Below are 25,182 nucleotides of genomic sequence, written 5' to 3'. Positions count from 1 at the left end.
GATCAGTCGCGGCGCGGCCTCGTCAGTCGCCCGGGGTCGATCTCGACGGGAAACGGCCGGCCGAGCTTGATGAGTTCGCCCGACGCGGCGATCTGCTTGTACGTGCCGTCGACCAACTCGAACACGGTCAGCTTGGGGACGGGCACCAGTTCGAGAACCCAGTAGTGCTCGATCCCGGCTTCGGCGTACGCGTCGAGCTTTTCCCCGAAGTCCCGGTTGCGGCTCTGTCTGCTACCGCTGATCTCGGCGACCAGCGCCACGTCGGCCGCCTGGTACTCCTGCGGCTCGGAGTCGAAGGCGTCCCATGCCACCACCGCGATGTCAGGGACTTTCAACCAGTCGTCGCGGCGGTCGGTGACGACTTCCACCTCCGGGAGCACCTCAAGCCCAGCAGCCCTCGCGGGCCCGCGAAGGAGAACTGCGAGCTCCAGCAAGGCGGCCTGGTGGGGAGAGGAAGGGCGAGGGCTCACGATCAGGACACCATCGTCGATCTCATACCGGTTGAGTTCGTCGTCCGGCAACCGGTGGAGCTCATCGACAGTCCACGGTCCGTGACGTTCTGTGAACGATGGCAACACCGCGTGACCTCCTCTCCTGTTCGCGCAAAGTCAGCTTAGTTCTGATCGCTGCTGTTAGCAGGCATGATCTGCCGGATCCCGAACGCTGATCTCCTCCATGCCCGGTGGCTCGGGCACCATGGCCGGTGTGAAGGACGGACGACCGGATGCTTCCGCCGGGCTGCGGGAGCTTGAGGCGGTGCTCGAGCGGATCACGTACGCCAACGAGGAGACCGGGTACACGATCGCCCGGGTGGCGACCGAGCGCACCGGCCCGGACCTGCTCACCGTGGTCGGTCCCCTGCTCGGGGCGCAGATCGGGGAGAGCCTGCGGCTGACCGGGCGCTGGACCACGCACCCCAAGTACGGCCGCCAGTTCGAGGTCCGTTCGTACACGACCGTCCTGCCCGCGACCGTCCAGGGCATCCGCCGCTACCTCGGGTCCGGTCTCATCAAGGGCATCGGGCCGGTCATGGCCGACCGGATGGTCGAGCACTTCGGCACCGACATCCTGCGCGTCATCGAGGAGGAGCCCGCGCGCCTGGTCGAGGTTCACGGGCTGGGCCCCAAGCGCTCGAAGCGGATCGGCGAGGCCTGGGAGGAGCAGAAGGCGATCAAGGAGGTCATGGTCTTCCTGCAGGGCCATGACGTGTCCACCTCGCTCGCCGTGCGCATCTACAAGAAGTACGGCGACCAGTCCATCGAGGTGGTGCGCAAGGACCCGTACCGGCTGGCCGCCGACGTGTGGGGCATCGGGTTCCGCACCGCCGACACCATCGCCCGCGCCCTGGGCATGCCGCACGACGGGCCCGAGCGGATCAAGGCCGGCCTGCGGTACACGCTCTCGCAGGCCGCCGACAACGGGCACTGCTACCTGCCCGAGCCGAACCTCGTCACGGAGGCCGTGAAGATCCTTGAGGTCCCGCGTGAGCTCGTCCCGCCCTGCGTGGATGACGCCGTCGCCGCGGAGGAGGTCGTACGGGAGCGGGTGCCGGTGGGCGACGGCGAGGTGCCCGCCGTCTACCTGCCGCCGTTCCACCGCGCCGAACGCTCCCTCGCCGGCGGCCTGCTGGACCTGCTGCACACCAAGGAGGACCGTCTTCCCGCGTTCCAGGAGGTCGACTGGGACCGGGCGCTCACCTGGCTCCGCCGCCGTACGGGCACCGACCTCGCGCCCGAGCAGGAGGAGGCGGTGCGCCTGGCGCTGACCTCACGGGTCGCCGTGCTCACCGGCGGGCCGGGCTGTGGCAAGAGCTTCACCGTACGGTCCGTGGTGGAGCTGGCGGCGGCGCGGAAGGCCAAGGTGCTGCTGGTCGCGCCGACGGGGCGGGCGGCCAAGCGGCTCGCCGAGCTGACCGGCCACGAGGCCGCGACCGTGCACCGGCTGCTCAAGCTCCAGCCGGGCGGTGAGCCGGAGTTCGACCGCGACAACCCGCTCGACGCCGACCTGGTCGTGGTGGACGAGACCTCGATGGTGGACGTCATCCTGGCGAACAAGCTGGTCAAAGCCGTGCCGCGTGGCGCGCACCTGTTGCTGGTGGGCGACGTCGACCAGCTGCCGTCGGTCGGCGCGGGCGAGGTGCTGCGCGACCTGCTCGCCGCCGACGCGGTGCCCCGTGTCCGGCTCACCAAGATCTTCCGGCAGGCGCAGGAGTCCGGGATCGTGGTCAACGCGCACCGCATCAACGCCGGGCAGGCGCCTCACGTGCGCGGGTTCCCCGACTTCTACCTGTTCCCGTGCGAGGAGACCGAGCCGACGGCGGAGCTGACGGTGGACATCGTGGCCCGCCGCATTCCGCGCAGGTTCGGCCTCGACGCGCGGCGTGACGTGCAGGTGCTCGCCCCGATGCACCGCGGGCCGGCCGGCGCGGGCAACCTCAACGCGCTGTTGCAGGAGGCGCTCACGCCGCACCGCGACGACCGGCCGGAACGCCGCTACGGCGGCCGGGTGTTCCGCGTCGGCGACAAGGTCACCCAGCTACGGAACAACTACGACAAGGGCGCCGCCGGGGTGTTCAACGGCACGGTCGGCGTGGTGACCGCCCTGTCGCTGGAGGAGCAGACGCTGACCGTGCGCACCGACGAGGACGAGAGCGTCCCGTACGACTTCGCCGAACTGGACGAGCTCGCCCACGCGTACGCCGTGACGATCCACCGCTCGCAGGGCAGCGAGTACCCGGCCGTGGTCATCCCGCTGACGACCAGCTCGTGGATGATGCTCCAGCGGAACCTGCTCTACACCGCGGTGACCCGGGCGAAGAAGCTGGTCGTACTGGCCGGCTCACGCCGCGCCCTGGCGGCGGCCGTACGCACCGCCGGCGCCGGCCGCCGCCACACGTCCCTCACCCACCGCCTGGAGGTCGCGCGCTAGCGGCCCATTCGGCTCGGGTCAGCGCGTACTCGACCACTCCGCGTTCGAAGCCGTCGACCGCCTCCAGCCCGTCGCGGTGGAACGTACGCGTGAGGATCAGGCCGAACTTCTCCATCACGCGCCGGGAACCGAGGTTGACCGCCATCGTCTCCGCCACCACGCGCTCCACCCCGAGCTCGGTGAACCCCTTGTGGACCAGGGCCCGCGACCCTTCGGTCGCGTAGCCCCGGCCCCAGGCCGGCCTGCGCAGCCGGTAGCCGAGCTCGATCTCGCCGTCCGGTCCGTTCTTCGCGGGGCGGAAGTGGAACCAGCCCAGAAACCGTCCGGTGGACCTCTCGTCCGCCGCCCAGTAGCCGAACCCGTCGAACCGCTCGTAGAAGTCGAAGACCACCGGCAGTATCCGGCTCCGCACCTCCTCCCGGGGCGTCGGCTCGCCTCCGTTGATGAAGCGCATGACCTCGGGGTCGCCGTCGAGCTCGACCAGGTCGTCCTCGTCGGCCTCGGTGAAGCGCCGCAGCGCCAGCCGCTCGGTCTCCAGGAAGATCGACATCTGTCGATTATCACCGGCTCTCCGCCGGGCGGAGGGTGTCATGGGCGGCACGTCGCCCCTCGGCCACAAAGGCGGTCACCAGGCGGTCGCCGCAGGGGTTGCCGTTGGCCAGGTACGCGTCGTGTCCGCCGGGGTCCACGGTGACCATGCGAGCGCGGTTCCCGAAGGCGCGGCGCAGGTTCAGCGCGCCGCTGTAGGGAGTGGCCGGATCGCGCAGGTTTCGCACGAGCAGGACGTTCGACGGTCCGCGCGAGGTGACCCGCGTCGGGCGGCGAGGACGGCACGAGGTACGGGGGTCGCGGGCACGGGCGGAGGGCGCGCCGGGTACGTTGCGGATACGGGTTCGGCAAGGTGGAGGAGTACATGGAGCTGGTGCATTCCGGCAAGGTCCGGGACGTCTACGCCGATGGCGACGACCTGATCCTGGTCGCGTCGGATCGGGTGAGCGTCTACGACGTCGTCCTGCCGACCCCGATCCCGGGTAAGGGCGCGATCCTGACGCAGCTGTCGCTGTGGTGGTTCGACCGGCTCGGCGACGTCGTGCCGAACCACGTGATCTCCGAGGACGTGCCGGCGGAGTGGGCCGGGCGGGCGATCCGGTGCCGGCGGCTGGAGATGTTCCCGGTCGAGTTCATCGCCCGCGGCTACCTGGCGGGGCTGGGCCTGAAGGAGTACGAGAAGCAGGGCACCGTGTCGGGGGTGCCGCTGCCGCCGGGTCTGGTCGAGGCGTCGCGGCTGCCCGAACCGGTCTTCACCCCGACCACGAAGGCGACGACCGGGCACGACGAGTTCATCACGTTCGACGACGTGGTCCGGGAGATCGGCGCCGAGACCGCCGAGCGGCTGCGCGACCTCACGCTGGAGGTCTACCGGCGCGGCGCGGACCTCGCCCGTGAGCGCGGCGTCATCATCGCCGACACCAAGCTGGAGTTCGGGCGCGCCCCGGACGGCACGATCGTGCTCGCCGACGAGGTGCTGACGCCGGACTCCTCGCGGTTCTGGCCGGCCGACTCGTGGGAGCCGGGCCGTGCGCAGCACTCGCTCGACAAGCAGTTCGTCCGCGACTGGTCCTCGTCGGTGACCGGCTGGGACCGTACGCCTCCGGGTCCGGAGATCCCCGACGACGTCGTGGCGGCCACCCGGGCGCGCTACGCGGAGGTCTACGAGCGGATCACCGGCTCGCCGTGGCGTCTCTGAGCGGCCAGCGGTCCAGCGTCTCGTACCGCACCTCGGCGCCGAGGTGACTCTGGACGAGGTGGATCTCGCCGGCCGTCCACGGCGTCCCCTCGTACGCCGCGAGCTCCTCCACGAGCGGCCTGAGGTCGCGTGGCGCCCGCGTACGGGCGACGGTGAGGTGCGGGTGGAAGCGGAGCGCGCGGCCGGTGTCGATGCCCTCGCGGCGGCCGGCGGCCCGGCAGGAGTCCGCCAGGCGCTGCAGGTCGGTCTCGATGCCGGTCCACAGCGTGTGCGCCGACCGTGCACGGGGGAACGCCCCCGCGCCCGCGAACGCCAGCTCCCGCCGGGGGTGTCGCGCGGCGGCGCGTTCGAGGCGGGGGCGCAGGCGCGCGGCGGTCGGCTCGTCGACCTCGCCGTAGAAGGCCAGCGTCACGTGCCAGGTGTCCCGGCCGGTCCACCGCAGGTGCGGCCAGTCACGGTACGGCGCGAAGGCCTCCGCGATCTCGTCCAGCACGTGCTTCGGCGGGATGAGCGCGACGAAGAGTCTCACCCCACCAGGGTCTCAGAGACCGGACGGGAGCCCTCGGCGTGCGGCTCCGCCTCTCACTTCCCCTCGCCGAGCCCCTCGGCCATACGGGGCCGTAGCGCGTTCAGCGCCGGCCGCGGAGCCATGATCGCGACGACGATGGTCACGGCGGCCAGGGAGACGATGCCGCCGATGATCAGGCCCGAACGCGGCCCGAAGACCTCGGCGAGCCAGCCGAGGAGCGGCGCGCCGATCGGTGAGCTGCCGGCGAAGACCAGCATGTAGAGGCCCATCACGCGCCCGCGCATCCAGGACGGCACGCTGAGCTGCACGACGGCGTTCGCGGTCGTGTTGAAGGTCAGCAGCGCGAGGCCGGTCGGGACGAGCGCCACGAGGAACAGGCCGTACGTCGGCATCGCGCCGCTCACGATCTCCAGCACGCCGAACGCGGCGGCGGCGATGAGCATCAGGCGCATGCGGGGCTGCTTGCGGCGGGCGGACAGCAGCGAGCCGGACACGGCGCCGACCGCGAGCATGGTCGAGGCGAAACCGAACGAGCCGGCGCCGCTGTGGAAGACCTCCCGGCTCATCAGCGCGGTCGTTATCTGGAAGTTCATGCCGAACGCGGCGACGAAGAACAGGACGATCAGCAGCATGACCAGGTCGCGGCGGTCACGGACGTAGCGCAGGCCCTCGCGGAGCTGGCCCTTGGCCCGCGGCACGCGCGGCCGGATGTACAGCTCCTCGTCACGCATCAGGTAGAGCCCGACCAGCACGGCCAGGAACGAGGCGGCGTTCACGATGAAGACCGGGCCGGTGCCGATCGCGGCGATCAGCACGCCGGCGATGGCCGGGCCGAGGATGCGGGCCACGTTGAAGATCGCGCTGTTGAGGGCGATGGCGTTGGACAGGTCCTCCGGCCCCACCATCTCGACCGCGAACGTCTGGCGCGTGGGGTTGTCCACCACGGTCAGCACGCCCAGTCCGAACGCGAGCGCGTACACGTGCCACACCTGCGCGCTGCCGGTGAGCGCGAGGACGCCCAGGATCAGCGCGAGCGCCCCCATCGCCACCTGGGTGATCATGAGGACCCGGCGCTTGGGGAACCGGTCGGCGATCACGCCGCCGTACAGGCCGAACAGCAGCAGCGGCAGGAACTGCAGGCCGGTCGTGATGCCGAGCGCCGTGCCGCTGCCGTGGGTGAGGTTCAGGACCAGCCAGTCCTGCGCCACGCGCTGCATCCAGGTGCCCGTGTTGGAGACGACCTGCCCGGCCGAGAACAGCCGGTAGTTGCGGTTGCGGAGCGAGCGGAAAAGGCTCAGCCGTGACTGAGTCTCTCCAGGATCGGCGCCGCCTGACGCAGGATGGACTGCTCCTCCGGCGTCAGCTCCGCGAGCCGCTGCGCCAGCCACGCCTCCTTGCGCCGGCGCTCCTCCTTCAGGAGCTTGTCGCCCGCCGCGGTCAGCCTGAGCACCACCTGCCGCCGGTCGGTGGGATGCGGACTGCGCGTCAGCAGGCCGTCCGCCTCCAGGCGCGCGATCGTCCGGGTCATCGAGGGCGGCTGCACCTTTTCGTGCGCGGCGAGCTCGCCAGGGGTGAGGGCGTCGTGCCGGGCCACCGCGCCGAGCGCCCCGATCTGCGTGGCGCTCAAGGAGTGACCGCCCTCGGCGCGCATGCGGCGTGAGAGTCGTGAGATCGAGACGCGCAGGGCCGCCGCCAGGCCCGCACGGCTTCTGGTCTGTGACGTTTGCATGTTCATTAGCTGAAGTCATTACTCTTGCTAACGATATATGACGATTGTCTATTCCGCCAGTTCGTTAGCGAGACGAAGGACTTCGGCCCTCTCCTTCTTCCACGGGGGGACGACGGCGCGCTCTCCCGACCTGGTCTGAGACGGGGACGGGGCGGCGCCTCCGCCGCCCCGTCCCCGTGGATCAAAGGGTATGTCGGATAGCTCCCGGTTAGTACTCCCGCCCGGCGTCGCTACCGGACGGCTGACACTCCCGCGAGGAAGATCGTGATCGCGTCGTCGACGAGCGCCTCGCCCTGGGGCGTCGGGATCCGGCGGGACGTGACGAGCGCCGAGATGCCCTGGACGGTCGCGGACAGCAGCAGCGTCAGCCGGCCGACGTCGCCCGCGTCGTACGCGCCCGCCTCGACGCCCACGCCCATGATGCCGGTCATGGTGTCGAACAGGCGCTCCGCGGCACTTCGGACCGCCTCCGAGGGGCCGTCCACCTTCGTCGCGAACATGAGATCGAGCAGCGCCGGTTCCCGCACGGCGAACCTCAGGTACGCCGAGCCCGCCGCGCGAAGGACGCGCGCGTGGTCGCCGGGCGCGCGTGACACCGCATCGCGGATCTCGTCGGCGAGCCGGACGAAGCCACGCTCCGCCAAGGCGTCGAGCAGCGCGTTCCGATCGATGAAATGACTCCGCGGGGCGCCGTGACTCACGCCCGCCTCCCGCGCCAGCTCGCGCAGGGACAGCGCGTCGATCCCCCGCTCCCGGAGCACCGTCTCCGCCTGGTCGAGCAGCACGGCACGGAGGTTGCCGTGATGGAAAGGCCGATCGGACACAGGACCACGGTACCCGAAAGTAGACATTGACTAGTTTCTAGACAGTGCCTAGTCTGCGGATGCGGCTCGTGTCATCCGGCGACGCGACCCCGCCCAACGGAAAGAGGCCCGGAGATGACCGAGCAGAACACCGCACTCTGGCTGCGGAAACGAGGCGCGCCCTTCGAGGTCGGGCCCGCCCCCTACACGCCCCCGGCGGCGAACGAGGTCGTCGTCCGGGCGCGGGCGATCGCCGTGAACCCCATCGACGGCATACCGGGGTTCCTGTACCGCGTGGTCGTGCCCTGGCTGACCTTCCCGGCCATCGTGGGCTCGGACGTCGCCGGCGAGGTCGTCGAGGTCGGGCCCGGCGTGACGCGGCTACGGCCGGGCGACCGCGTCCTCGGGCACGCGGTCGGCATGGAGAAGTCACGGAACCGCGCGGCGGAGGGCGCCTTCCAGCACTACGTCGTGCTCATGCAGCACATGGTCTCCCCCATCCCCGGCTCGCTGTCCTTCGAGCAGGCGGCCGTGCTGCCGCTGACGCTCTCGACCGCGGCGACCGGCATGTTCCAGCAGGACCACCTCGGGCTGGCGATGCCCGGCCCCGACCCCGCCGACCGGCCGGAGACGGTGCTCGTGTGGGGCGGTTCGACGAGCGTCGGGAGCAACGCGATCCAGCTCGCCCGCAACGCCGGCTACCGGGTCGTGGCGACGGCGTCACCGCGCAACTTCGACTACCTCCGGTCGCTGGGCGCGGCCGAGGTGGTCGACCGCCGTAGCCGCGACGCCGTCCGGGAGATCGTGGACCGGATCGGCGACAGCCCGCTCGCCGGCACGCTCGCGATCGGATCCGGATCGCTCGTGCCGGCGGTCGCGATCGCCTCCCAGACCAACGGCGGCAAGCGCGTCGCGTCGGCGCAGCCCGAGTCCGTCACGCGCCTGCGGGGCCCGCGGGCACGGCGACGCGGGGTACGGGTGAGCGGGATCTGGGGCGGCACCCTGAAGGACAACGAGGTCGGGCCGGCGATCTACGTCGACTTCCTCCCGGCCGCGCTCGCCTCCGGCGCGTACCGATCCGCGCCGGAGGCGACCGTCGTCGGCGCCGGGCTCGCCCGCATCCCCGACGCGCTGCGGCAGCTCCGAGACGGCGTCTCCGCGCGGAAGCTCGTCGTCACCGTCTGAACCCGCCCGCCTCAGTCCACGCCGAGGATCACCTTGATCGGGACGATGGCGTAGTAGGCCACGAACAGGACCGCCACCAGCCACAGCAGCGGGTGCACCTCGCGGGCGCGCCCGCGGACGGTCTTGATGACGACGTACGAGATGAAGCCGGCGCCCATTCCGTTCGTGATGGAGTACGTGAACGGCATGATGACCATGGTCAGGAAGGCCGGGATGGCGATCTCGTAGTCGGAGAAGTCGATCCGCCGGATCTGGCTCATCATCAGGAAGCCGACCACGACCAGCGCCGGGGTCGCCGCCTCGAACGGCACGATCTGCACGATCGGGGCCAGGAACATCGCCACCAGGAACAGCACCCCGGTGACCACGTTCGCCAGGCCCGTACGGGCGCCCTCGCCGACACCCGCCGCCGACTCCACGTACCCCGTCGCCGACGACACCGACCCGGCGCCGCCCGCCGCGGCCGCGATTCCGTCCACGAACAGGATGGTGCCGATGTTCGGCGGCGCGCCGCGCTCGTCCAGCAGTCCGGCCTCGCTGCCGATGCCGACGACCGTGCCCATGGCGTCGAAGAAGTCGGCCAGGACCAGGGTGAACGCGAACAGCACCGCGGCCAGCACCCCGACGCGGGCGAACGATCCGTACAGGGTGAAGTGTCCGATGAGCGACAGGTCCGGCGTACCCGCGATGTGGTGGATGCCGGGCAGCTTCGGGACGTTCAGGCTCCAGCCCTTGGGGTTGACCACCCCCGGCTTCACGACCGTCGGGCCGGCGTGGGACAGGGCCTCGACGATGATCGCCAGGATGGTCGTGCCGACGATGCCGATGAGGATGGCGCCCTTGACCCGCCGGGCGACGAGCACCGCGGTGACGAGCAGGCCGAGCACGAACACCAGCGCCGGCCAGCTCTGCAGGTTGTTCGAGATGCCGAGCTGCACCGGGACCGTCGTGCCCGCCTCGTTCGGCACGCGGCGGACGAAGCCGCCGTCCACGAAGCCGATCAGCGCGATGAACAGCCCGATGCCCACGCCGATGGCCGCCTTCAGCCCCTCCGGCACCGCACGGAAGATCGCAGTTCGGAACCCGGTGAGCACGAGGACGGCGATGACGATGCCCTCGATCACCACCAGGCCCATCGCCTCGGGCCAGGTCATCGCCGGGGCGAGCGTCGCGGCGACGAAGGCGTTCAGGCCGAGCCCGGTCGCGATCGCCAGCGGGAACCGCCCCGCCACCCCCATGATGATCGTCATCACCCCGGCCACCAGCGCGGTGGCGGCCGCGACCTTGGGGATGCCGAGGACCGCGCCGGTCTTGTCCGGCACGGTGCCGATGATCAGCGGGTTCAGCACCACGATGTAGGCCATCGTGAAGAACGTCGCCAGCCCACCGCGGATCTCGCGGCCCATCGTGGAGCCGCGTTCGGTGATCTTGAAGTATCGATCCAGGCCGTTCCGCGGCTCGGCGGCCACTGTCGTCGTCGTCACGTCCTTACCTCTCCTCGCCCAGGGGCCCCGAGTCGTAAAAATGACGTACGCAGAGTGACAGACCAGACAATGCGGACGGAAGACTTTCGCGACGTGATCTGCGGCTCTGCCCCCGCGATCGGGCTGCCGATACGCTTGATCCCATGACGCGGCAACCCGAACCGCCCCCCATGGAGACCAACGACGTCCTCGTCTCCGCCGTCGGGGCGGTGGCCTTCGCGGTGGCGTTCGTGGTCCTGCTGATCGTCCCGCTGGCCCCGGACCATCACTGGTGGCGCTGGGTCTGCCTCGTCGGCTTCCTGATGGGCGTGTTCGGCTGCTGGTACATCCCGCACCTGCAGCGCCGTCGCGCCGCGGCCGCCGAACGCCACGCCGCCAAGCGCGCCGCGGACTCCCCGCCCGAGTAACGGGGTTCGAAGCGCCTCAGTACCGGCGGCGGCTCGCCACGAACGGCTCGATCACCTCGGCGTAGTCCGCGGCTCCGCCGAGATCGGGCCCCGGCACATAGCCGCGCGGAAAGCGCGCGCGGTAGGGACTTCGCTCGTACGGCCGGCCCGCGCCCGCGAACGCCGTCCGGCGACGCCGCTCGACCGGCCCCGGGTGGACGTACACGACGCCCGCCGCGACGAGCGCCATCAGCCCGAGGACCACGATGACCAGCAGGTCCCACGGCCAGCTGACGTGCCGAACGAAGATCTCCAGCAGACTCAGGCCGGCCCACACCGGCACGATCGCGCCCCAGGCGAAGGCCATCCGGTAGACGTCCCGCCCCCAGAACGCCGTGTGGCCGATGTGCCACAGCCTGCGCGCGACCTCCTCAGGCGGCCTGAGCGCGAGCAGCCGGCCAACGCACTCCTCCTGCTTCAGCGCCTCGCTCGCGGAGGGGTAGTAGTGATACCACTGCCGCTCGACCCAGTCGGGGATCTGCTCCCAGACCGCCGCCTTCGTGGCGGGCGTCGCCTCAGCCCACATCGAGATGATCCGGTCCAGGATCTCCTGGCGGTCCTCGCCCGCCAGCAACAACCGGATGTAGCGGTCGGCGACGGTGCCGTCGTGTGGAGCGATCGCGTAGGCCTCGGCGTACTCCACGCGGTAGACGACCAGCATCTTCACGTACGCCGCCTTGACCCGAGGATCGTCCGGGGCGATCTCGAACGCCGTGGTGACGCCCTCATCGCTCTCCAGCAGAGCGTCGAGGCAGCGCCGGCGGGCCTCCTCGTCTCCGGGCAGCAGGCGGTACGCCTGGCGCAGGGCGTCCAGTCTCTCCCGGCTTCCGCGATCGTGATCGCCGCCGAGGGCTCCGGTCCGGCCGTCCGCCTGCGCCCATTCCAGCAGCGACTCGGCATAACGCCTGCGGACCTCGTCGTCCTCGGGCGCCAGTTCGAACGCCTTGCGCACTCCCTCGTCGCCCTGCTCCAGAAGCACGCGGGCGTACGAGCGGCTGATCTCGTCGTCGGCGGAGTCCATCTCGTGTGCCAGCCGCAGTGCGCGCCTGGCCTCGCTCTCCCGACCGAGGCCGTGGAGGGCGCGGCCACGCTGATGATGACTGGCGGCGTGGTGGGATTCGAGACCGATGCCCTTGTCGGCCTGGTACAGCGCCAGCTCCGCCTTGCCCTCGTCCAGGTTCCGCCTGGCCAGTTCCGCCCACCCGTCGGCGTCGGAGGGCTCGCTGAAGACCGACGGCCTCGCCGGGGCGTCCGTGGCCGTGGCGAGGACCGTGGGCGCCATCGCCAGGTGACGCAGCCTCTCCAGGAGCTCGCCCGACGTCGGCCGCCGGGCCGGCTCCTTGGCGAGCGCGGAGGTCACCACCGCCCGGAGGGCGCCCTCCAGCCCGTCGAGGTCGGCCTCTCCGCCGAGGACGCGGAATCCCACCGCCTGGGGGCCGCCGGTGCCGAAGGGCGGCCGGCCGGTCGCCGCGAAGGCCGTCACGGCGCCCCAGGCGAACACGTCGGCCGGTGCGCCGACCTCACCCGCGCGCAGCTGCTCGGGCGCCATGTAACCGGGCGTCCCCACGGCGAACTCCGACGTCACACGCTGGGTGATCTCGTCGTGCAGGGCCAGTCCGAAGTCGATGACCCGCGGCCCGTACGGGCTGAGCAGAACGTTTCCGGGCTTCAGATCCCGATGGGTGATCCCCGCCGCGTGAATGTGGCGGAGGGCGGCCGCGATGCCGATCGCCACGGTCTCCAGGTCAGACCCTCGCAGCGGACCGTCCCGGTGCACCGCCTCCTTCAGCGTGGGCCCGGAGACGAACTCGGTGACCAGATACGGCGGTTCCGCCTCGGGATCGGCGCCGATCAGCCGGGCGGTGCAGAACCGGTCGAGGCGGCGTAAGGCGGCGATCTCCCGGCGGAACCGGCTCAGGTCCGCGTCCTTGCCCCGTTCGAGCAGCTCCGGCCGGATCACCTTCACGGCGACGGGATTTCCGGCGCCGTCCTGCGCGAGGTAGACCACGCCCATCCCACCGGCGCCCAGCCGTGCCTTGACGACGTACCCGGCGATGCGCCGTGGATCGGACTCGCGCAGTTCATCGCTCATCGGCGCGAACCTCTCGCTCATCTCGGTGCCTTGGGTCGATTATCCGCGTCATGTGGGAATCTACGGCTGTCCGGATCAGCGGCGCGACGAGATCCATGAGGAGCGGGAATGGCGATCGGGCAACAGTTCGTCAAAGGCAGCCTGGGAGTGCTCGACTGCACGCGACAACTCTTCAGATCGCCCGAGGCGTCATTGAGGATCCTCGAACGCGGTGACAAGCCGCGCATCCGCGTGGGGGTCGTCGGCTACAGCGGCCAGCGGTTCGACGAGGATGCGGCACGAGAGCTCCTGAGAAAGGCCTACGCAGCCGTCAGGAAGGATTACCCGGACCAGGATCTGACGGTGGTGTCCGGGCTGACGAAATTGGGCATCCCCAAGATCGCTTATGAAGAGGCCGGGGAGCACTGGCTCGCCGAGGGGGTGGCCAGCGGGCAGGCCATCGACTTCCCGTGGTCCACCGTCGACAGGATCCGCATCGTCGGCGACAACTGGGGAGACGAGAGCGACACGTTCGTGCACGGCATCGACGTGCTCATCCGTATCGGAGGCGGGGAACAGACTCGCGCAGAGGTCCTGGCGGTCAAGCGGCTGGGCAAGCCGGTGTACGAGCACCGGCTGCCGACACTGGAGGCGTCCGCCGACTCGTGAGGTCGCCGTACCACGGCCGCGGCCGTCCCGCCGTTACAGCTCCGCTTCGGCCAGCAGGGTGGGCAGGGCGTCCGGGTCGCGCAGCGCGGCCTCGGCGAGCAGGCGGTCGCTCCAGCGGTCGCACGCCCACGCCGCGCCCCTGGCCAGGCCCGCCGGGTCGCTCGCGTGGACCGTGCCCGCGTCGTACCACCACGGCACCGCGACGCCGTCGACCACGAGCTTCTCGTGCAGCACGTACGTCTCGGGGGCCTCCGGCAGAACCGCGCGCAGGACGTCCGGCACCGGCCGCGGTGCGCCCGCCGACTCGATCGAGCCCGGCACCTCCTCGCTGCCCAGGGGCAGCTCCAGCGCGTCCGCGACCTCCACCGGCACGAACAGCAGCGGCTGCCCCGCCAGCAGCGGCAGCAGGTCGGGCCGGTCCACGACGATCGCGTCGCCGGCCGGCACCACCTCCGGCTCGCCGTCCACGAACGCGCGGACCTCCGTCGGCGCGGGCACGTCCAGGTCCGCGGCGGCCAGCGCGCGCCACAGGCCGCGCAGCCGCGCGCGCGAGACCGTACGCGCGGGGTCGGCCAGCCGGTCGAGCAGCTCGGCGGCGCCGTCCGGCTCGGCGAGCAGCGCGGAGAGCGTCGTACGGACGCCGAGCGCCCGCAGCAGCTCAGGATCCAGGCCCGGCGGCGCCAGGTCGTACAGGCCCTCCAGGTCGCCGGGCAGGCACAGCTCGCCGGGCCGCCGCCCGTCGAGGACCGGGTGCCGCCGCAGCCACCACGCGGTGTACGACGGGACCGTGGCGTTCCGCCCGTCCGCGAGGATCACGCGTACGGGCTCGGTGACGGCGGCGCGCAGCGGCGGCTCCACCAGCAGCGCGAACGCCCCCGGCCAGTCGGCCACGAACTCCAGGTCGCGCACCGCGGTGAACTCGGGCACCACGAAGCCCTCGCCGAGCTCGTCCGCCCACTCCTCCTCGGCGTCGAGGTGGTGCTCGGGCTCGATGACGTCCTCGTCGCGTACGAGCGCGAAGGTCCGCAGGACACCGGCGGCTTCGAGCGTCTCGGCGCCGTGGCGTTCGACCAGGCCGGCGTCCACGACGCCGAACGGCGCGTCGTCGGCCACCACGGCGGCCAGGGGTGCGCCGGGCAGCAGCAGCTCACCGGCCGGGTACGGCTCGCCGTCCTCGTCCGGCAGCGCCAGCTCGGCCAGCCACGGCTCCTCCCCGGGCCGCAGGCGGGCGCGGGCGACGAGCGTCAGGACGGCGGTCCAGATCGGCTCGGGGTCCTCCTCGTCGTACGAGGCGGCCACCGCCGCGCGGGTCGCGGGGTCGGTCAGGACCGCGCGCGGCCCGGCCTCCACCGCGCCGAGCCGGAGCAGCAGCGGGTGCGCGGCGTCCGGATGCACGATCCGCAGGCCGAGCGCGTCGAGCCCCCGTGGGTCCGTGACGAGCAGCCCGCGCGGGCCCCGCACCGTGCGGCCGTCGGCGAGGGGCACCGGCAGCCCGGTCAGCGCCTCGCGGTCGGCGCCTTCCAGCGCGGCGTACAGCTGCCGCCACCAGCCGGGGTCGCCGGCGGCCGACCCGGCGAGCGCGTCGACCACGTCGGCGACGCTCAGGCGCCGTACGCCGAGCGCGGCGAGGGCCGGATGCCGCGCCGGCCAGTCCGCGGGCAGCAGGTCGGGCACGACCTCGGCGAGGACGTCGGGCAGCGCCGCGGGCCCGTCCACGACGACGGTGTCCCGGCCGCGGACGAGGACGGCCTCATCCGCCGGGACGAAGGCGAGCTCCGCCGGGTCGTCGCCGAGGATCCGCCCGCCCTCGGACGGTCGTGCGGGCACGGGCAGCAGCGGGGTGTCGGGCAGGCGCGCGAGGACGGCACGGCGGAGCCGCGCGTCCAGCTCGCCCTTGGCGACCGGTCCGGGGACGAGGTCGAGCAGCCGGGGTGTCGGCGGCAGCAGCGCGGGATAGATCTCGGCCGCGCGCTCGATGAGGAAGTCGGTGAGCGGCCCGGGCGCGACGTGCCGCCGGTCCGGCGCGAGCGGGAAGGTCGCGAGCAGCAGCGCGGGCAGCCCGAGCGGCTCGTCGCTGGGAGTCGGGGCATGGATCACGGCCGGCACTGCCGGGGGAAGGTCGCCGTCGGGCACGGCCCAGCGGACCTGCCAGCCGGCCCGCTCCTCCACGGGCCGGTCGGCGAGCAGGGACGCGTCGGCGGTGCCGCGCGCCTCCGCCGTGTGCCAGGTACGCCCGTCGATGGTCACCGTGCCGGTCGTCACGCCGCGCCGCTCCTCGCCCCGGTGCCAGGCCGCGGTGAGCGTGCGGGGCTCGCCCGCGTCGACGACGATCTCGGTGAGCGCGGGCAGGGCGATCATGAGCGCGGGCCCGGCCTCGTCGAGCAGCCGCCGTACGAGGGTCTCGGCGGCGGCGTCGCGCAGCGGCAGGCGCACGGCGCTGTCGTACCCCTCGGGAAGGTCGGTGTCGTCGCCGGGCCACGGCAGGCGCAGCACCGGCACGGCGCCACCGCGCCGGTCGAGCTCGTCCGCCAGCTCGGGGACGGCCGCGACCTCGCGGCGGGTGCCGGAGGCCGACCATGCGACGGCCCGGACGGCCCCGTCGGTGCCGCGGGAGGCGATGGACGGCTCGTCGCTCACCGCGACGACGGCCGCGAAGCCGACGCCGAAGCGGCCCGCCGACCCGGTCTCGTCGCGCTTGGCCGACGCGCGCAGCGTGCTCAGCGCCTCGACGCCGGCGGCGTCGAGCGGAGCACCGGTGTTCGCGACCGTCAGCACGCCGTCGCGCAGGGTGAACCGGATCCGCCCGGGCACGCCGGCGCGCAGCGCCGCGTCGGCGGCGTTCTGGGCCAGCTCCACCACCACGCGGTCGCGGTAGCCGCCGCGGGCGTGGTCCTCCTCGGTGTTCGCGTCCTCGCGGAAGCGGGCCGGGGACGCCGACCAGGCCGCCAGGACCCGCGCCCTGATCGCGGCGGTGCCGTACGGATCCTCCATCGCGCGCCTTTCGCCGCCCGCCGCCTCCGGAAGGCGACGGGCGCAGAGACTGTCGGGGCTCCGGGGCCTCAGCTGTGGCCCAGGGCCTCTTCGTCGGTGAGCGTCGCGGAGGGCATGACGTCGTACCCCAGCTCGTCCACGATCGGCGGCGCCGACTCGGCCGCGGCCGGCATCACGACGGCCTCCGAGTGCGCGCCACAGCCGTGGTCGAGGGAGACGACCCTGCCGTCGTCGGGGGCGTACTCGTTGGCGCACACCCCGAACCCCTGCCGCAGCGAGCCCGCCAGCGGCACGAAGAAGCCACAGGTGGCGCAGTGCGCCGGGGCCGAGCGGGCCATCGGCGTCGCCGGACCGGCGTCACCGGAGTGCCAGCGGGCGGCGGCCTGGTCGCGTCCCTCGGCGGACAGCACCCGGTGGCGGCCGAGGCCGAGCTCCCAGAACAGCTCCTCGTCGGTCTCGCCCGAGCTGCCCGACGTGTCGGTGAACCCGGGCACGAGCCGCTCGTCGTCGGCCTGGGTCGGCAGCAGGTCGCCCGGACCCAGGTCGCCGGGGCGCAGCCGGTCGCTCCAGGGCACCCAGGCGGGCGAGAGCATGGCGTCGTCGCCCGGGAGCAGGACGCTCTCGCTCACCGTGACGTTCTTGGCGCGCGAGGCGCGCACGACCGAGACGGCCCAGTGCCAGCCCCGGTACGCCGGGTCCAGGCAGACGAAGTAGTGGGTGACGACCCGGTCGCCTTCGGGTAGCAGACCAAGGTGATCACCGACGTACTCCGGGGCCGAGGTGTCTTCGGCGGCGGCACGCGCCAGGTCGACGGCTGCTGCCGCGGCCGCGTCGACCGCGGGTGTACGGCTCCGCCTCGCGGCGGCCGGGCTGCTGGAACGCACTGGACTCACATAAACGATTGTCGCCCATACAGGGGCATGGGTTTGCCCCGAAGAGGCAGACTTACGTCATGAGTTTGCGGTCACGGGCGGGAGACGCCGGACGGGCGGTGCGCACGATGACCCGGAGCATCGGGCGCACGACACGCCGCGCCACCCACGCCGGCGGCGCCGGCCGGACGGGTCTGGGCAACCTGATCGAGCTGGGCGCGGTCAACAGCGCCGGAGACGCGCTGATCGCGGTGGCCCTCGCGGGGACCATGTTCTTCAACCTCGACGTCAAGCAGGCGCAGGGACAGGTGGCGCTGTATCTGCTGGTCACGATGGCCCCGTTCGCGCTGGTGGCGCCGCTCATCGGACCCGCGCTCGATCACATGCGCCACGCGCGGCGCATCGCCATCGCCGGCACCATGCTCGCCCGCGGCCTGCTGTGCTGGGGCATGGCCGGCGCCGTCCTGCACAAGGACCCGCTGACCCTGCTGCCCGCCGCGTTCGGCGCGCTGGTGCTGTCCAAGGCCTTCGGGGTCTCCCGGAGCGCCGTGACGCCGCGCGTGCTGCCGGAAGATCTCAGTCTCGTAACGGCCAACGCCCGCGCGTCCTTCTGCGGCCTCGTCGCCGCGTCGATCGCCGCGCCGCTCGGCGCCGGGCTGGTCGCGGTCACCAACGCGGGCTGGGCGCTGCGCATCGCGACGGTCGTGTTCCTCGCCGGCGCGGTCCTCGGCATCCGGCTGCCCGCGCACGTCGACACCCCCGAGGCCGAGCCCGGCCCCGGCCAGGAGCCCGACCGGGACGACGCGCCCCCGCCGGCGCGTACGGACACATCCGGCCGCTGGCGGACGCTGCTGCGCGTCGGCCCGGTCGTCGGCGAGGCGATCCGCGCCAACGCCGCGCTGCGGGCGCTGTCGGGCTTCCTGATCCTCTACCTGGCGTTCCTGCTGCGCACCAAGGAGTTCGTCCACCCGGTCTCGCCGAACATCGCGCTCGGCATGCTGGCCGCCGCGGCCGGAGCCGGCGGGCTCGTCGGCACGGCCATGGGCGCGCTGCTCAAGGCGCGCGCACCGGTGGGCATCGTGCTCAGCACGCTCGCGTTCGCGACGGCGACGGCCGCCGTGTGCGCGGTGTTCTTCGGCCTCGTGGCGGCGCTCGCGGTCGCGTTCGTGGGCGCGCTCGGCCAGTCGCTCGGCAAGCTCAGCCTCGACGCGATCGTGCAGCGCGAGATCGGCGAGGAGGTCCGTTCCTCCACGTTCGCCGTGTCGGAGACGATCCACCAGCTCGTCTGGGTGCTCGGCGGGCTGGCCGGCCTCGGCATGTCGATCATCGCCTCGAACGGCCACATCGCCCTGGCGATCGTCGCCGCCGCCCTGGCCGCCACGCTGGTCATGCTCGTCTACCGGCGGGCGGCCCGCCGCGCCGCACGCCGCCGCGGCCGTACGGAGGGCGAGCCGACCGTGGCCGACACCGCGGCCTGAGCCGGGCCCGCCTACTGCTGGTCGAAGTCGTCGGCGACCGCGCGCAGCACCTCGCCGATCTTCTTGGCCATCTTGCCGTCCGGGTGCTTGCCCCGGCGGTAGGTGGTGGAGACGCCCTCGAGCAGCTTGATGAGGTCCTCGACGAGGATCACCATCTCGTCGGGCTTCTTGCGCTTGGACTTGACGACCGAGGGCGGCGCGTCGATGGTGCGTACGCTCAGCGCCTGCTGACCCTTGCGGCCCTCGACGACCCCGAACTCCACGCGCTGACCGGGTTTGAGCGAGTCGACCCCCGCGGGCAGCGCGGAGGAATGCACGAAGACCTCACCGCCGTCGTCGCGAGTGAGAAAGCCGAACCCCTTGTCGGCGTTGTACCACTTGACCTTGCCACTGGGCACAGGTGACCTCGTTGCTAGCTCTTGTCCGGACAGGCCATATCAAGGTTATTGCCTCGACGAGGGGCCTGGGTTGATCAGTTCGGTCAAAGTCTCCGGGAAAACCCGCAAATCGGGCAACACGATATCGGCTCCGTACGCCAGAAGCGCCTCCGCGTCGTACGGTCCGGTGGCGACGGCCACACTGCGCGCCCCGGCCGCCCGCGCGGCGTCGACGTCGCCGACGTGGTCGCCCACATACACGGTCGCGCCGAAACGGCTCAGTGCCGTCCCCTTGGCGGTACTGAACAGTGCCCCCGCCACCTCGTCCACGTTCAGCCCGAGGGCCCGTACGGTCGCCTCGGCGTGCACCTGGCTCTTGGCGGTGACCACGATGACGCGTCCGCCCCGCGCCTTGACCGCCTCGACGGCCTCCGCGGCGCCGGGCATGGTCACCGTCGCGGGCACCGCGATGTCGCCGTAGAAGCCTCGGTAGATCGCGGCCATCTCGGTCACGCGCTCGGCGGGGAACCAGTTCGCCAGCTCGGTCTCCAGCGGCGGTCCGAGCCGGGAGACGACGGCGGCGGTGTCGATGGGCACGCCGGTCCGCTCGGAGAGCGCGACGAAGGTCGCGGCGATACCCTTCCGCGTGTCGGCGAGAGTCAGGTCGAGGTCGAAGCCCACGGAGATCACAGGCCCCAGGGTACGTACGGCCTCGGGGACCGCGTGCCCGCGCCCTCCCGGCAGTGGCGATGCGACGGGATCCGAGTGGGAGGGCGCGGAGTCTGCGCGAAATCTGGATCTATGGATTTCGTCACCGGCGGAACTCGCATTAGAACGAGCCCGAAACAACGGTTAACGCGATGCGGATATACCCAGTGCCGATCGTCCAAACCACGTCACCGACAGATCGCTCCCCCGAGTAGGAAATGCATATGGCGAAAAGGCGGGAAGAGTCAGAAAAGACGACTAAGACCGAAGCGGAGGAGCCCGGCGCGTCCGGGAAGCCGGATCCTGCGGCCCCGACGGACGCCGCGACCGCCACGCGCCGGGAGCCTGGGCACCGCGCCCGGGACGCCGAATCCCTGCGTACGGGCGTGCGCCGCGTGTCCGGCAGGGCGGCCGACCTCGTCCGGATCCTGGCGATGATCATTTGCGTGCTTCTCGCCCTGCACATCGCGTTCGTGGTGTTCTCCGCGAATCGCGACAACTCGATCGTCCGAACGGTGAACGACTGGGCGGACTGGTTCGCGTGGCGATTCCGCGACATGTTCGTGCCCAAGGACGAACGTGTGGGCGTCCTCGTCAACTACGGAATCGCCGCCGTGGTGTACCTCATCGCGGGCCGCGTGGCGGCGGCCCTCATCCGCCGCATCCGCTGAGAGGCCGGTCGCGCGTCAGGGCCGCCATCGTGCGGCGAAGGCGCGAGACGGGTTCTCGACGAAGATCGCGGTTGCCAGCGCGGCGCCGAGTTCCCGTTCGATCCGCGGGCGCAGGCCGCCGAGCAGGAACGGCATGCCGGGGCCGTCGGCGGTGGACCGGGCCGCCGGGGTGACCGTGTCGGCGCCGAGCAGGATCCGGTGGGCGTGGCCGGCGTCGGCCAGGGCCGCGATGCTCTCCAGCAGGCGCCAGTCGGTGGCGTGGTGCACGCGGGACGGGCCGTCGAACGCCAGGAACGCGCCCGCCTCGCCGGCCGCGCGGTGGATCCCCGGGTCCGGAAACCGGTGCAGGTGCCCGAGGATCACACGGTGCGGAGGGACCCCGTGCCTCCCGCACAGCAGGTCGAGTACGTCCATGGCGGCGGTTCCGCCCTCCAGGTGGACGCCGATGGGCGCGTCGGTGGCGTGGTGCGCCTCGGCGGCGGCGGCCATGACGTGCCGGGCGTGGTCGTCGAGGCGGTGGTAGGCGCCCGCGACCTTGATCAGTCCGGCCTTCACCGGAGCGCCGGTCAGCTCGTGGACGAACAGTCCGGCCAGGTCGTCGGGGACGCCGGCCGGCGCATCGGGACCGTAGTGCCTGGCCTGGTGCATTCCGGTGGCGCCGGTGACGTGGACCCCGGACCGCCGGGACAGGCCGGGCAGTTCCTCGGTTCGCGGGCCCATCCCCCACGGCGTCCACTGCACCACGGCACGCCCGCCGAGCGCGGCGAAGGCGTTCAGTTCGGCGAGCGCCGCGTCGGCGTCGTCCAGTTCCTGTCCGGGCAGCGCCGCTGAGCCGATGAACAGATGGTCGTGGGCGTCGCAGACGCCGAGTTCGCCGGGCGCGATGTCCCCCAGCACCGTCCTGACCAGTTCGCTCATGGCCCGACCTCCGCGAGCGTGGTCGCGGCGACCCGGAGCCCGGCCAGCGCCTTGGGCACGCCGACGTACGGCGCGAGGTGCACGAAGACCTCGATCACCTCCTCGCGCGTCATCCCGATCCGCAGCGAGGTCCGGACGTGGCCGGCCAGCTGCGGATCGACGCCGCCGACCGCGACGAGAGCCGCCAGGTTGGCGACCTGCCGGTCGCGCAGCGACAGCCCCTCGCGCAGGTACGTGCCGCCGAACAGGGCGGTGACGATCCAGTCCGTGAACCCGGGCGCGGTCTCCTCGATGCCGCGCAACCCCTCCCTGGTGGCCTCGTCCTGGAGCACCTCCAGCAGGCGGTACCCCTCGTCCCGATCCAGCCGCGCCGCATTGATCACCATGTCCGCCCTTCGTTTGTGTAACGCCTCAGCCGTTACGTCGTCACCATAACAGCCGTAACGGATAAGGCGTTACAGTGGCCGCATGGCCAGAGAGGACAAGCTCGCCTTCCGCTTCGACTGCGGCGCCACCTGGCTGAACCTGCTCGCCACCACGGGTCGCAGGTTCAGCGCGCAGCCGGTCGAACGGCTCCCCACTCCCGACCGGCTCGCCGAGTGGCTGGAACACTGCGAGCTGTCCCCGGTCCGGCGGCCCGACCAGGGCGACCTGGACCGGGCCCGGGAACTGCGGGAGACCCTGCGCACGCTGGCGCTGGCCACCGTCGACCGGGTGCCGCCGCCCGCGGACGCCGTCGCGGACCTGGCCGCGTTCCTCGCCGAGCATGACGATCCGGTCCGGCTGACCACGGATGACCGGCTGCGCCGCGAACCCCCGGCGACGGCGGCGCAGGCCCTCGCCCGGATCGCCCGTCAGGCGGTGGACCAGCTCACCGGCGCGGACCGGCTGGCGCTGAAGAGCTGCCCGGAACACGACTGCCGGGGCGTCTTCCTCGACCCGCCGGGACGCCGGCGCTGGTGCCCGTCACCGGCGTGCGCGAGCCGGGGCCGGGTCCGCGCGCTCCGCGCCCGCCGCGCCGCCGGCGGCACCCCGGCCCGCCCCGGCTCGAAGACCACCACAGACGTCACCGCCGAGCACGACCCGCCGGCCGGCCGCCGTCACTGACCCGGCGGCCGCCGAACCGCTCGGCCGGTATTCGTGATCAGGCGAATTTCCTGGCTTCCAGATCCTTCAGACCCAGTTCCTCGATCGACGTCTCGCGCATCTTGTATTTCTGGATCTTTCCGGTGACCGTCATCGGGAAGTCGTCGGCGAAGCGGACGTACCGGGGGATCTTGTGGTGGGCCAGCTTTCCCCGGCAGAAGTCCCGTACGTCCTCCGCGGTCAGCGTCGAGCCCGGCCGCTTCTTCACCCAGGCGCACAGCTCCTCGCCGTACCTGACGTCCGGAACGCCGATGACCTGGACGTCCTCGATGTCCGGATGGCCGTACAGGAACTCCTCGATCTCGCGCGGGTACAGGTTCTCCCCGCCGCGGATCACCATGTCCTTGATCCGGCCGACGATGTTGACGTAGCCGGCCTCGTCCATGGTCGCGAGGTCGCCGGTGTGCATCCAGCGGGCGGCGTCGATGACCTCGGCGGTCCGCTCGGGGTCCGCCCAGTACCCCAGCATCACGGAGTACCCGCGGGTGCACAGCTCTCCCGGTGCCCCGCGCGGCACGGTCAGGCCCGTCGCCGGGTCGACGATCTTCACCTCGATGTGCGGGTGCACGCGGCCGACGGTGGAGACCCGGCGCTCCAGCTCCTCGTCGTACCGGGTCTGGGCGGAGACCGGTGACGTCTCGGTCATGCCGTAGCAGATCGTCACCTCCCGCATGTGCATCTCGGCGACGACGCGCCTCATCACCTCCACCGGGCAGGGAGAGCCCGCCATGATGCCGGTGCGCAGCGACGTGAGGTCGTAGGAGGAGAACTCCGGCAGCGCCAGCTCGGCGATGAACATCGTCGGCACCCCGTACAGCGAGGTGCAGCGCTCGGCCTGCACGGCGTCGAGCGTCGCCTTCGGGTCGAAGACCGGCGCCGGGATGACGATGCACGCGCCGTGCGTGGTGATCGCCAGGTTGCCGAGGACCATGCCGAAGCAGTGGTAGAAGGGCACCGGGACGCAGACCCGGTCGATCTCCGTGTAGCGGCACAGCTCGCCGATGAAGAAGCCGTTGTTGAGGATGTTGTGGTGCGACAGCGTCGCGCCCTTGGGGAAGCCCGTGGTGCCCGAGGTGTACTGGATGTTGATGGGATCGTCGGGCGACAGGCCCGCCATCCGGGCGTCGAGCCGCTCGGGGTCCAGCGCGGCGCCCGCGGTCGACAGCGCCTCCCACTCCTCGGTGCCGAGGTAGATCACCCGCTCCAGCGACGGCAGGCCGGAGCGCACCTCCTCGACCATTCCCCGATAGTCGCTCGTCTTGTACGAAACGGCGCTGACCAACAGCTTCACGCCCGACTGCCGGAGCGCGTAGGTCAGCTCGTGCGTGCGGTACGCCGGGTTGACGTTGACCAGGATGGCGCCGATCTCCGCGGTGGCGTACTGCAGCAGCACCCACTCCGGATTGTTCGGCGACCAGATGCCGACGCGGTCTCCCTTCTCGATCCCGGCGGCGATCAGGCCGCGGGCGAGGGTGGCGACCTCCTCGTCGAACTCCTCGTACGTCCAGCGCCGGCCGCTCGGCACGTCGACGAGCGCCTCGCGGTGGGGAATGACGGACGCGACGCGCCGTAGGTTCTGCCCGATGGTCTCTCCGAGCAGTGGAAGGTCGGAGGTTCCGTGGCTGTATGAGGGACGGGACATGGACCCACCTCCTCGTGTATTTCACCGCATCTGCCCGCTTGCCACCAGAGCGTCGTACGGCTTCTCCGATGTCAGTGAGCGCTTTCATGGCCTACGCTTTTCGGGGAGGAGCACACATGCAGAGATCCACGCGCGAGCGGATCGTTTCCGAGGCGCTCCGGCTGTTCGCCGAACGCGGTTACGCCGCGACGTCCGTGGCCGAGATCGAGGCGGCGTCGGGCCTGTCCCCGGGCGCCGGTGGTCTCTACCGCCACTTCCGCTCCAAGGAGGAGGTCCTCGCGGCGGCGGTGCGCGAGCACATCACCCGCACCTCCAAGCAGGTCTCCGCGACCTTCCAGCACGCCGACGACGTACGGGCCCGGCCGCTGATCGACCGGCTGCGGCTGGCCGCGACCCTCGGCATGGGCAAGATGCGCGAGGAGGCCGACCTCATCCGGGTGCTCTTCCGCGACCTCGACAAGTTCCCCAACCTCATCGCCGAGATGAGGGAGGGCATCGTCAACCCGCTCTACGACATGATCGGCAAGTGGCTGGCCGGCCAGCCGGAGATGGCCGGCGTCGAGGCCGACTGGGACGCGATCGGCCTGGCCCTCGGCGGCTCCATCGTCAACTACTGGCTCGCCAGCGACGCCCTGCACGAACCTCCCCAGCGCGTCGACGAAGAACGCTTCATCAACGGCTGGGCCACCCTCGCCCTCGGCCTCGCCGGCCAGCCCGCCCAGGCCGTCTGACCGCCGCGCGAGAAACGACGCTACGGCTCGCGTGGGTCCGGACCCGGATTACCGTTG

At 71.8% G+C, this 25,182-nt stretch carries 25 protein-coding genes; 9 read left to right on the top strand and 16 right to left on the bottom strand.

Annotated features, from left to right (window positions below):
* Window positions 1–2: 2 nt before the first annotated feature.
* On the bottom strand, window positions 3–578 hold the full coding sequence (locus tag ACQEV1_RS10615; protein WP_433393369.1) for a Uma2 family endonuclease: 576 nt from the start codon (window positions 576–578) through the stop codon (window positions 3–5).
* 118 nt (window positions 579–696) lie between these two features.
* Between ACQEV1_RS10615 and recD2 the strand changes: the two genes are divergently transcribed.
* The gene (gene recD2, locus ACQEV1_RS10610) at window positions 697–2,928 is read left to right on the top strand and encodes an SF1B family DNA helicase RecD2 (RefSeq protein WP_433405875.1); all 2,232 of its coding nucleotides are present in this window, start codon (window positions 697–699) and stop codon (window positions 2,926–2,928) included.
* Here the strand turns inward: recD2 and ACQEV1_RS10605 are convergent.
* Both ACQEV1_RS10605 and ACQEV1_RS10600 read right to left on the bottom strand, forming a co-directional pair.
* On the bottom strand, window positions 2,900–3,478 hold the full coding sequence (locus ACQEV1_RS10605) for a GNAT family N-acetyltransferase (RefSeq protein ID WP_433393367.1): 579 nt from the start codon (window positions 3,476–3,478) through the stop codon (window positions 2,900–2,902). The two genes, recD2 and ACQEV1_RS10605, sit on opposite strands and share 29 nt — an antisense overlap.
* A gap of 10 nt (window positions 3,479–3,488) precedes the next feature.
* On the bottom strand, window positions 3,489–3,815 hold the full coding sequence (locus ACQEV1_RS10600) for an alpha/beta hydrolase (RefSeq protein WP_433405873.1): 327 nt from the start codon (window positions 3,813–3,815) through the stop codon (window positions 3,489–3,491).
* Between the two features lie 26 nt (window positions 3,816–3,841).
* Here ACQEV1_RS10600 and ACQEV1_RS10595 point away from each other — a divergent pair, with 26 nt between their 5' ends.
* Window positions 3,842–4,675 (top strand): phosphoribosylaminoimidazolesuccinocarboxamide synthase, encoded by an 834-nt coding sequence (locus ACQEV1_RS10595; protein ID WP_285568489.1) that lies wholly within the window; start codon window positions 3,842–3,844, stop codon window positions 4,673–4,675.
* Here the strand turns inward: ACQEV1_RS10595 and thpR are convergent.
* The 4 genes from thpR to ACQEV1_RS10575 form a co-directional block, all read right to left on the bottom strand.
* Window positions 4,650–5,204, bottom strand: a complete 555-nt coding sequence (thpR, locus tag ACQEV1_RS10590; protein WP_285620391.1) for an RNA 2',3'-cyclic phosphodiesterase — start codon at window positions 5,202–5,204, stop codon at window positions 4,650–4,652. The two genes, ACQEV1_RS10595 and thpR, sit on opposite strands and share 26 nt — an antisense overlap.
* A 53-nt stretch (window positions 5,205–5,257) precedes the next feature.
* Window positions 5,258–6,502 (bottom strand): MFS transporter, encoded by a 1,245-nt coding sequence (locus ACQEV1_RS10585; protein ID WP_285568928.1) that lies wholly within the window; start codon window positions 6,500–6,502, stop codon window positions 5,258–5,260.
* Window positions 6,499–6,939, bottom strand: a complete 441-nt coding sequence (locus tag ACQEV1_RS10580; RefSeq protein WP_285620395.1) for a MarR family winged helix-turn-helix transcriptional regulator — start codon at window positions 6,937–6,939, stop codon at window positions 6,499–6,501. The genes ACQEV1_RS10585 and ACQEV1_RS10580 overlap by 4 nt, the downstream gene beginning before the upstream one ends.
* 224 nt (window positions 6,940–7,163) lie before the next feature.
* Window positions 7,164–7,757, bottom strand: coding sequence for a TetR/AcrR family transcriptional regulator (locus ACQEV1_RS10575; protein ID WP_433393364.1), 594 nt, complete (start codon window positions 7,755–7,757; stop codon window positions 7,164–7,166).
* Between the two features lie 114 nt (window positions 7,758–7,871).
* Here ACQEV1_RS10575 and ACQEV1_RS10570 point away from each other — a divergent pair, with 114 nt between their 5' ends.
* On the top strand, window positions 7,872–8,921 hold the full coding sequence (locus ACQEV1_RS10570) for a zinc-binding alcohol dehydrogenase family protein (RefSeq protein WP_433393362.1): 1,050 nt from the start codon (window positions 7,872–7,874) through the stop codon (window positions 8,919–8,921).
* Between the two features lie 11 nt (window positions 8,922–8,932).
* On the opposite strand, the gene ACQEV1_RS10565 is transcribed toward ACQEV1_RS10570, so the two are convergent.
* On the bottom strand, window positions 8,933–10,327 hold the full coding sequence (locus ACQEV1_RS10565) for an NCS2 family permease (protein WP_285621996.1): 1,395 nt from the start codon (window positions 10,325–10,327) through the stop codon (window positions 8,933–8,935).
* Window positions 10,328–10,548: 221 nt separating this feature from the next.
* Here ACQEV1_RS10565 and ACQEV1_RS10560 point away from each other — a divergent pair, with 221 nt between their 5' ends.
* Window positions 10,549–10,812 (top strand): DUF2530 domain-containing protein, encoded by a 264-nt coding sequence (locus ACQEV1_RS10560; protein ID WP_285620401.1) that lies wholly within the window; start codon window positions 10,549–10,551, stop codon window positions 10,810–10,812.
* A gap of 16 nt (window positions 10,813–10,828) precedes the next feature.
* On the opposite strand, the gene ACQEV1_RS10555 is transcribed toward ACQEV1_RS10560, so the two are convergent.
* Window positions 10,829–12,943, bottom strand: coding sequence for a protein kinase domain-containing protein (locus tag ACQEV1_RS10555; protein WP_433393360.1), 2,115 nt, complete (start codon window positions 12,941–12,943; stop codon window positions 10,829–10,831).
* Window positions 12,944–13,051: 108 nt separating this feature from the next.
* Between ACQEV1_RS10555 and ACQEV1_RS10550 the strand changes: the two genes are divergently transcribed.
* Window positions 13,052–13,591 (top strand): hypothetical protein, encoded by a 540-nt coding sequence (locus ACQEV1_RS10550; protein WP_433393358.1) that lies wholly within the window; start codon window positions 13,052–13,054, stop codon window positions 13,589–13,591.
* Between the two features lie 33 nt (window positions 13,592–13,624).
* Here the strand turns inward: ACQEV1_RS10550 and ACQEV1_RS10545 are convergent, their stop codons facing one another.
* Window positions 13,625–16,582, bottom strand: a complete 2,958-nt coding sequence (locus ACQEV1_RS10545; RefSeq protein WP_433393356.1) for a sacsin N-terminal ATP-binding-like domain-containing protein — start codon at window positions 16,580–16,582, stop codon at window positions 13,625–13,627.
* Between the two features lie 68 nt (window positions 16,583–16,650).
* Entirely contained in the window at window positions 16,651–17,475 is an 825-nt protein-coding gene (locus ACQEV1_RS10540; protein WP_285620412.1) for a DUF3027 domain-containing protein, read from the bottom strand.
* A gap of 59 nt (window positions 17,476–17,534) precedes the next feature.
* Between ACQEV1_RS10540 and ACQEV1_RS10535 the strand changes: the two genes are divergently transcribed.
* Window positions 17,535–18,932: an MFS transporter gene (locus ACQEV1_RS10535; RefSeq protein WP_285620416.1), complete on the top strand. Its 1,398-nt coding sequence runs from the start codon at window positions 17,535–17,537 to the stop codon at window positions 18,930–18,932.
* Window positions 18,933–18,943: 11 nt separating this feature from the next.
* Here the strand turns inward: ACQEV1_RS10535 and ACQEV1_RS10530 are convergent, their stop codons facing one another.
* Entirely contained in the window at window positions 18,944–19,330 is a 387-nt protein-coding gene (locus ACQEV1_RS10530) for a cold-shock protein (protein ID WP_285568473.1), read from the bottom strand.
* A gap of 45 nt (window positions 19,331–19,375) precedes the next feature.
* Complete coding sequence (locus ACQEV1_RS10525; RefSeq protein ID WP_285620419.1) at window positions 19,376–19,999, bottom strand: HAD family hydrolase; 624 nt, start codon at window positions 19,997–19,999, stop codon at window positions 19,376–19,378.
* 413 nt (window positions 20,000–20,412) lie between these two features.
* Between ACQEV1_RS10525 and ACQEV1_RS10520 the strand changes: the two genes are divergently transcribed.
* The gene (locus ACQEV1_RS10520) at window positions 20,413–20,688 is read left to right on the top strand and encodes a hypothetical protein (RefSeq protein ID WP_285620422.1); all 276 of its coding nucleotides are present in this window, start codon (window positions 20,413–20,415) and stop codon (window positions 20,686–20,688) included.
* A gap of 15 nt (window positions 20,689–20,703) precedes the next feature.
* On the opposite strand, the gene ACQEV1_RS10515 is transcribed toward ACQEV1_RS10520, so the two are convergent.
* Together ACQEV1_RS10515 and ACQEV1_RS10510 are read right to left on the bottom strand one after the other, a co-directional pair.
* A complete protein-coding gene (locus ACQEV1_RS10515; protein WP_433393352.1) occupies window positions 20,704–21,606 on the bottom strand; it encodes a phosphotriesterase family protein in 903 nt (300 codons plus the stop codon).
* Window positions 21,603–21,992, bottom strand: a complete 390-nt coding sequence (locus ACQEV1_RS10510) for a carboxymuconolactone decarboxylase family protein (protein ID WP_433393350.1) — start codon at window positions 21,990–21,992, stop codon at window positions 21,603–21,605. Before ACQEV1_RS10510 ends, ACQEV1_RS10515 begins: the two co-directional genes overlap by 4 nt.
* Window positions 21,993–22,074: 82 nt before the next feature.
* On the opposite strand from ACQEV1_RS10510, the gene ACQEV1_RS10505 reads away from it, so the two are divergent.
* A complete protein-coding gene (locus tag ACQEV1_RS10505) occupies window positions 22,075–22,713 on the top strand; it encodes a CGNR zinc finger domain-containing protein (protein ID WP_433393348.1) in 639 nt (212 codons plus the stop codon).
* 37 nt (window positions 22,714–22,750) lie between these two features.
* Here ACQEV1_RS10505 and ACQEV1_RS10500 read toward each other — a convergent pair whose 3' ends face one another.
* Window positions 22,751–24,394: an AMP-binding protein gene (locus tag ACQEV1_RS10500; protein WP_433393346.1), complete on the bottom strand. Its 1,644-nt coding sequence runs from the start codon at window positions 24,392–24,394 to the stop codon at window positions 22,751–22,753.
* 116 nt (window positions 24,395–24,510) lie between these two features.
* Between ACQEV1_RS10500 and ACQEV1_RS10495 the strand changes: the two genes are divergently transcribed.
* Window positions 24,511–25,125, top strand: a complete 615-nt coding sequence (locus tag ACQEV1_RS10495; protein ID WP_285568462.1) for a TetR/AcrR family transcriptional regulator — start codon at window positions 24,511–24,513, stop codon at window positions 25,123–25,125.
* Window positions 25,126–25,182 lie beyond the last annotated feature (57 nt).

Origin of the sequence: Actinoallomurus sp. CA-142502, from assembly GCF_050936355.1 — a bacterium.
In the GTDB taxonomy this organism is placed as follows: domain Bacteria; phylum Actinomycetota; class Actinomycetes; order Streptosporangiales; family Streptosporangiaceae; genus Actinoallomurus; species Actinoallomurus iriomotensis.
The sequence above is the reverse complement of the archived record's forward strand: the minus strand, read 5'-3'. Positions and strand labels throughout refer to the sequence as shown.

What these genes read in the sequence shown, in the direction of transcription:
- recD2 (WP_433405875.1), top strand. Translation starts at nt 697, where the DNA reads ATGGCCGGTGTGAAGGACGGACGACCGGATGCTTCCGCCGGGCTGCGG.
- ACQEV1_RS10605 (WP_433393367.1), bottom strand. Translation starts at nt 3,478, where the DNA reads ATGTCGATCTTCCTGGAGACCGAGCGGCTGGCGCTGCGGCGCTTCACC.
- ACQEV1_RS10595 (WP_285568489.1), top strand. Translation starts at nt 3,842, where the DNA reads ATGGAGCTGGTGCATTCCGGCAAGGTCCGGGACGTCTACGCCGATGGC.
- ACQEV1_RS10580 (WP_285620395.1), bottom strand. Translation starts at nt 6,939, where the DNA reads ATGAACATGCAAACGTCACAGACCAGAAGCCGTGCGGGCCTGGCGGCG.
- ACQEV1_RS10570 (WP_433393362.1), top strand. Translation starts at nt 7,872, where the DNA reads ATGACCGAGCAGAACACCGCACTCTGGCTGCGGAAACGAGGCGCGCCC.
- ACQEV1_RS10565 (WP_285621996.1), bottom strand. Translation starts at nt 10,327, where the DNA reads ATGGGCCGCGAGATCCGCGGTGGGCTGGCGACGTTCTTCACGATGGCC.
- ACQEV1_RS10560 (WP_285620401.1), top strand. Translation starts at nt 10,549, where the DNA reads ATGACGCGGCAACCCGAACCGCCCCCCATGGAGACCAACGACGTCCTC.
- ACQEV1_RS10555 (WP_433393360.1), bottom strand. Translation starts at nt 12,943, where the DNA reads ATGAGCGATGAACTGCGCGAGTCCGATCCACGGCGCATCGCCGGGTAC.
- ACQEV1_RS10550 (WP_433393358.1), top strand. Translation starts at nt 13,052, where the DNA reads ATGGCGATCGGGCAACAGTTCGTCAAAGGCAGCCTGGGAGTGCTCGAC.
- ACQEV1_RS10545 (WP_433393356.1), bottom strand. Translation starts at nt 16,582, where the DNA reads ATGGAGGATCCGTACGGCACCGCCGCGATCAGGGCGCGGGTCCTGGCG.
- ACQEV1_RS10535 (WP_285620416.1), top strand. Translation starts at nt 17,535, where the DNA reads ATGAGTTTGCGGTCACGGGCGGGAGACGCCGGACGGGCGGTGCGCACG.
- ACQEV1_RS10515 (WP_433393352.1), bottom strand. Translation starts at nt 21,606, where the DNA reads ATGAGCGAACTGGTCAGGACGGTGCTGGGGGACATCGCGCCCGGCGAA.
- ACQEV1_RS10510 (WP_433393350.1), bottom strand. Translation starts at nt 21,992, where the DNA reads ATGGTGATCAATGCGGCGCGGCTGGATCGGGACGAGGGGTACCGCCTG.
- ACQEV1_RS10505 (WP_433393348.1), top strand. Translation starts at nt 22,075, where the DNA reads ATGGCCAGAGAGGACAAGCTCGCCTTCCGCTTCGACTGCGGCGCCACC.
- ACQEV1_RS10500 (WP_433393346.1), bottom strand. Translation starts at nt 24,394, where the DNA reads ATGTCCCGTCCCTCATACAGCCACGGAACCTCCGACCTTCCACTGCTC.
- ACQEV1_RS10495 (WP_285568462.1), top strand. Translation starts at nt 24,511, where the DNA reads ATGCAGAGATCCACGCGCGAGCGGATCGTTTCCGAGGCGCTCCGGCTG.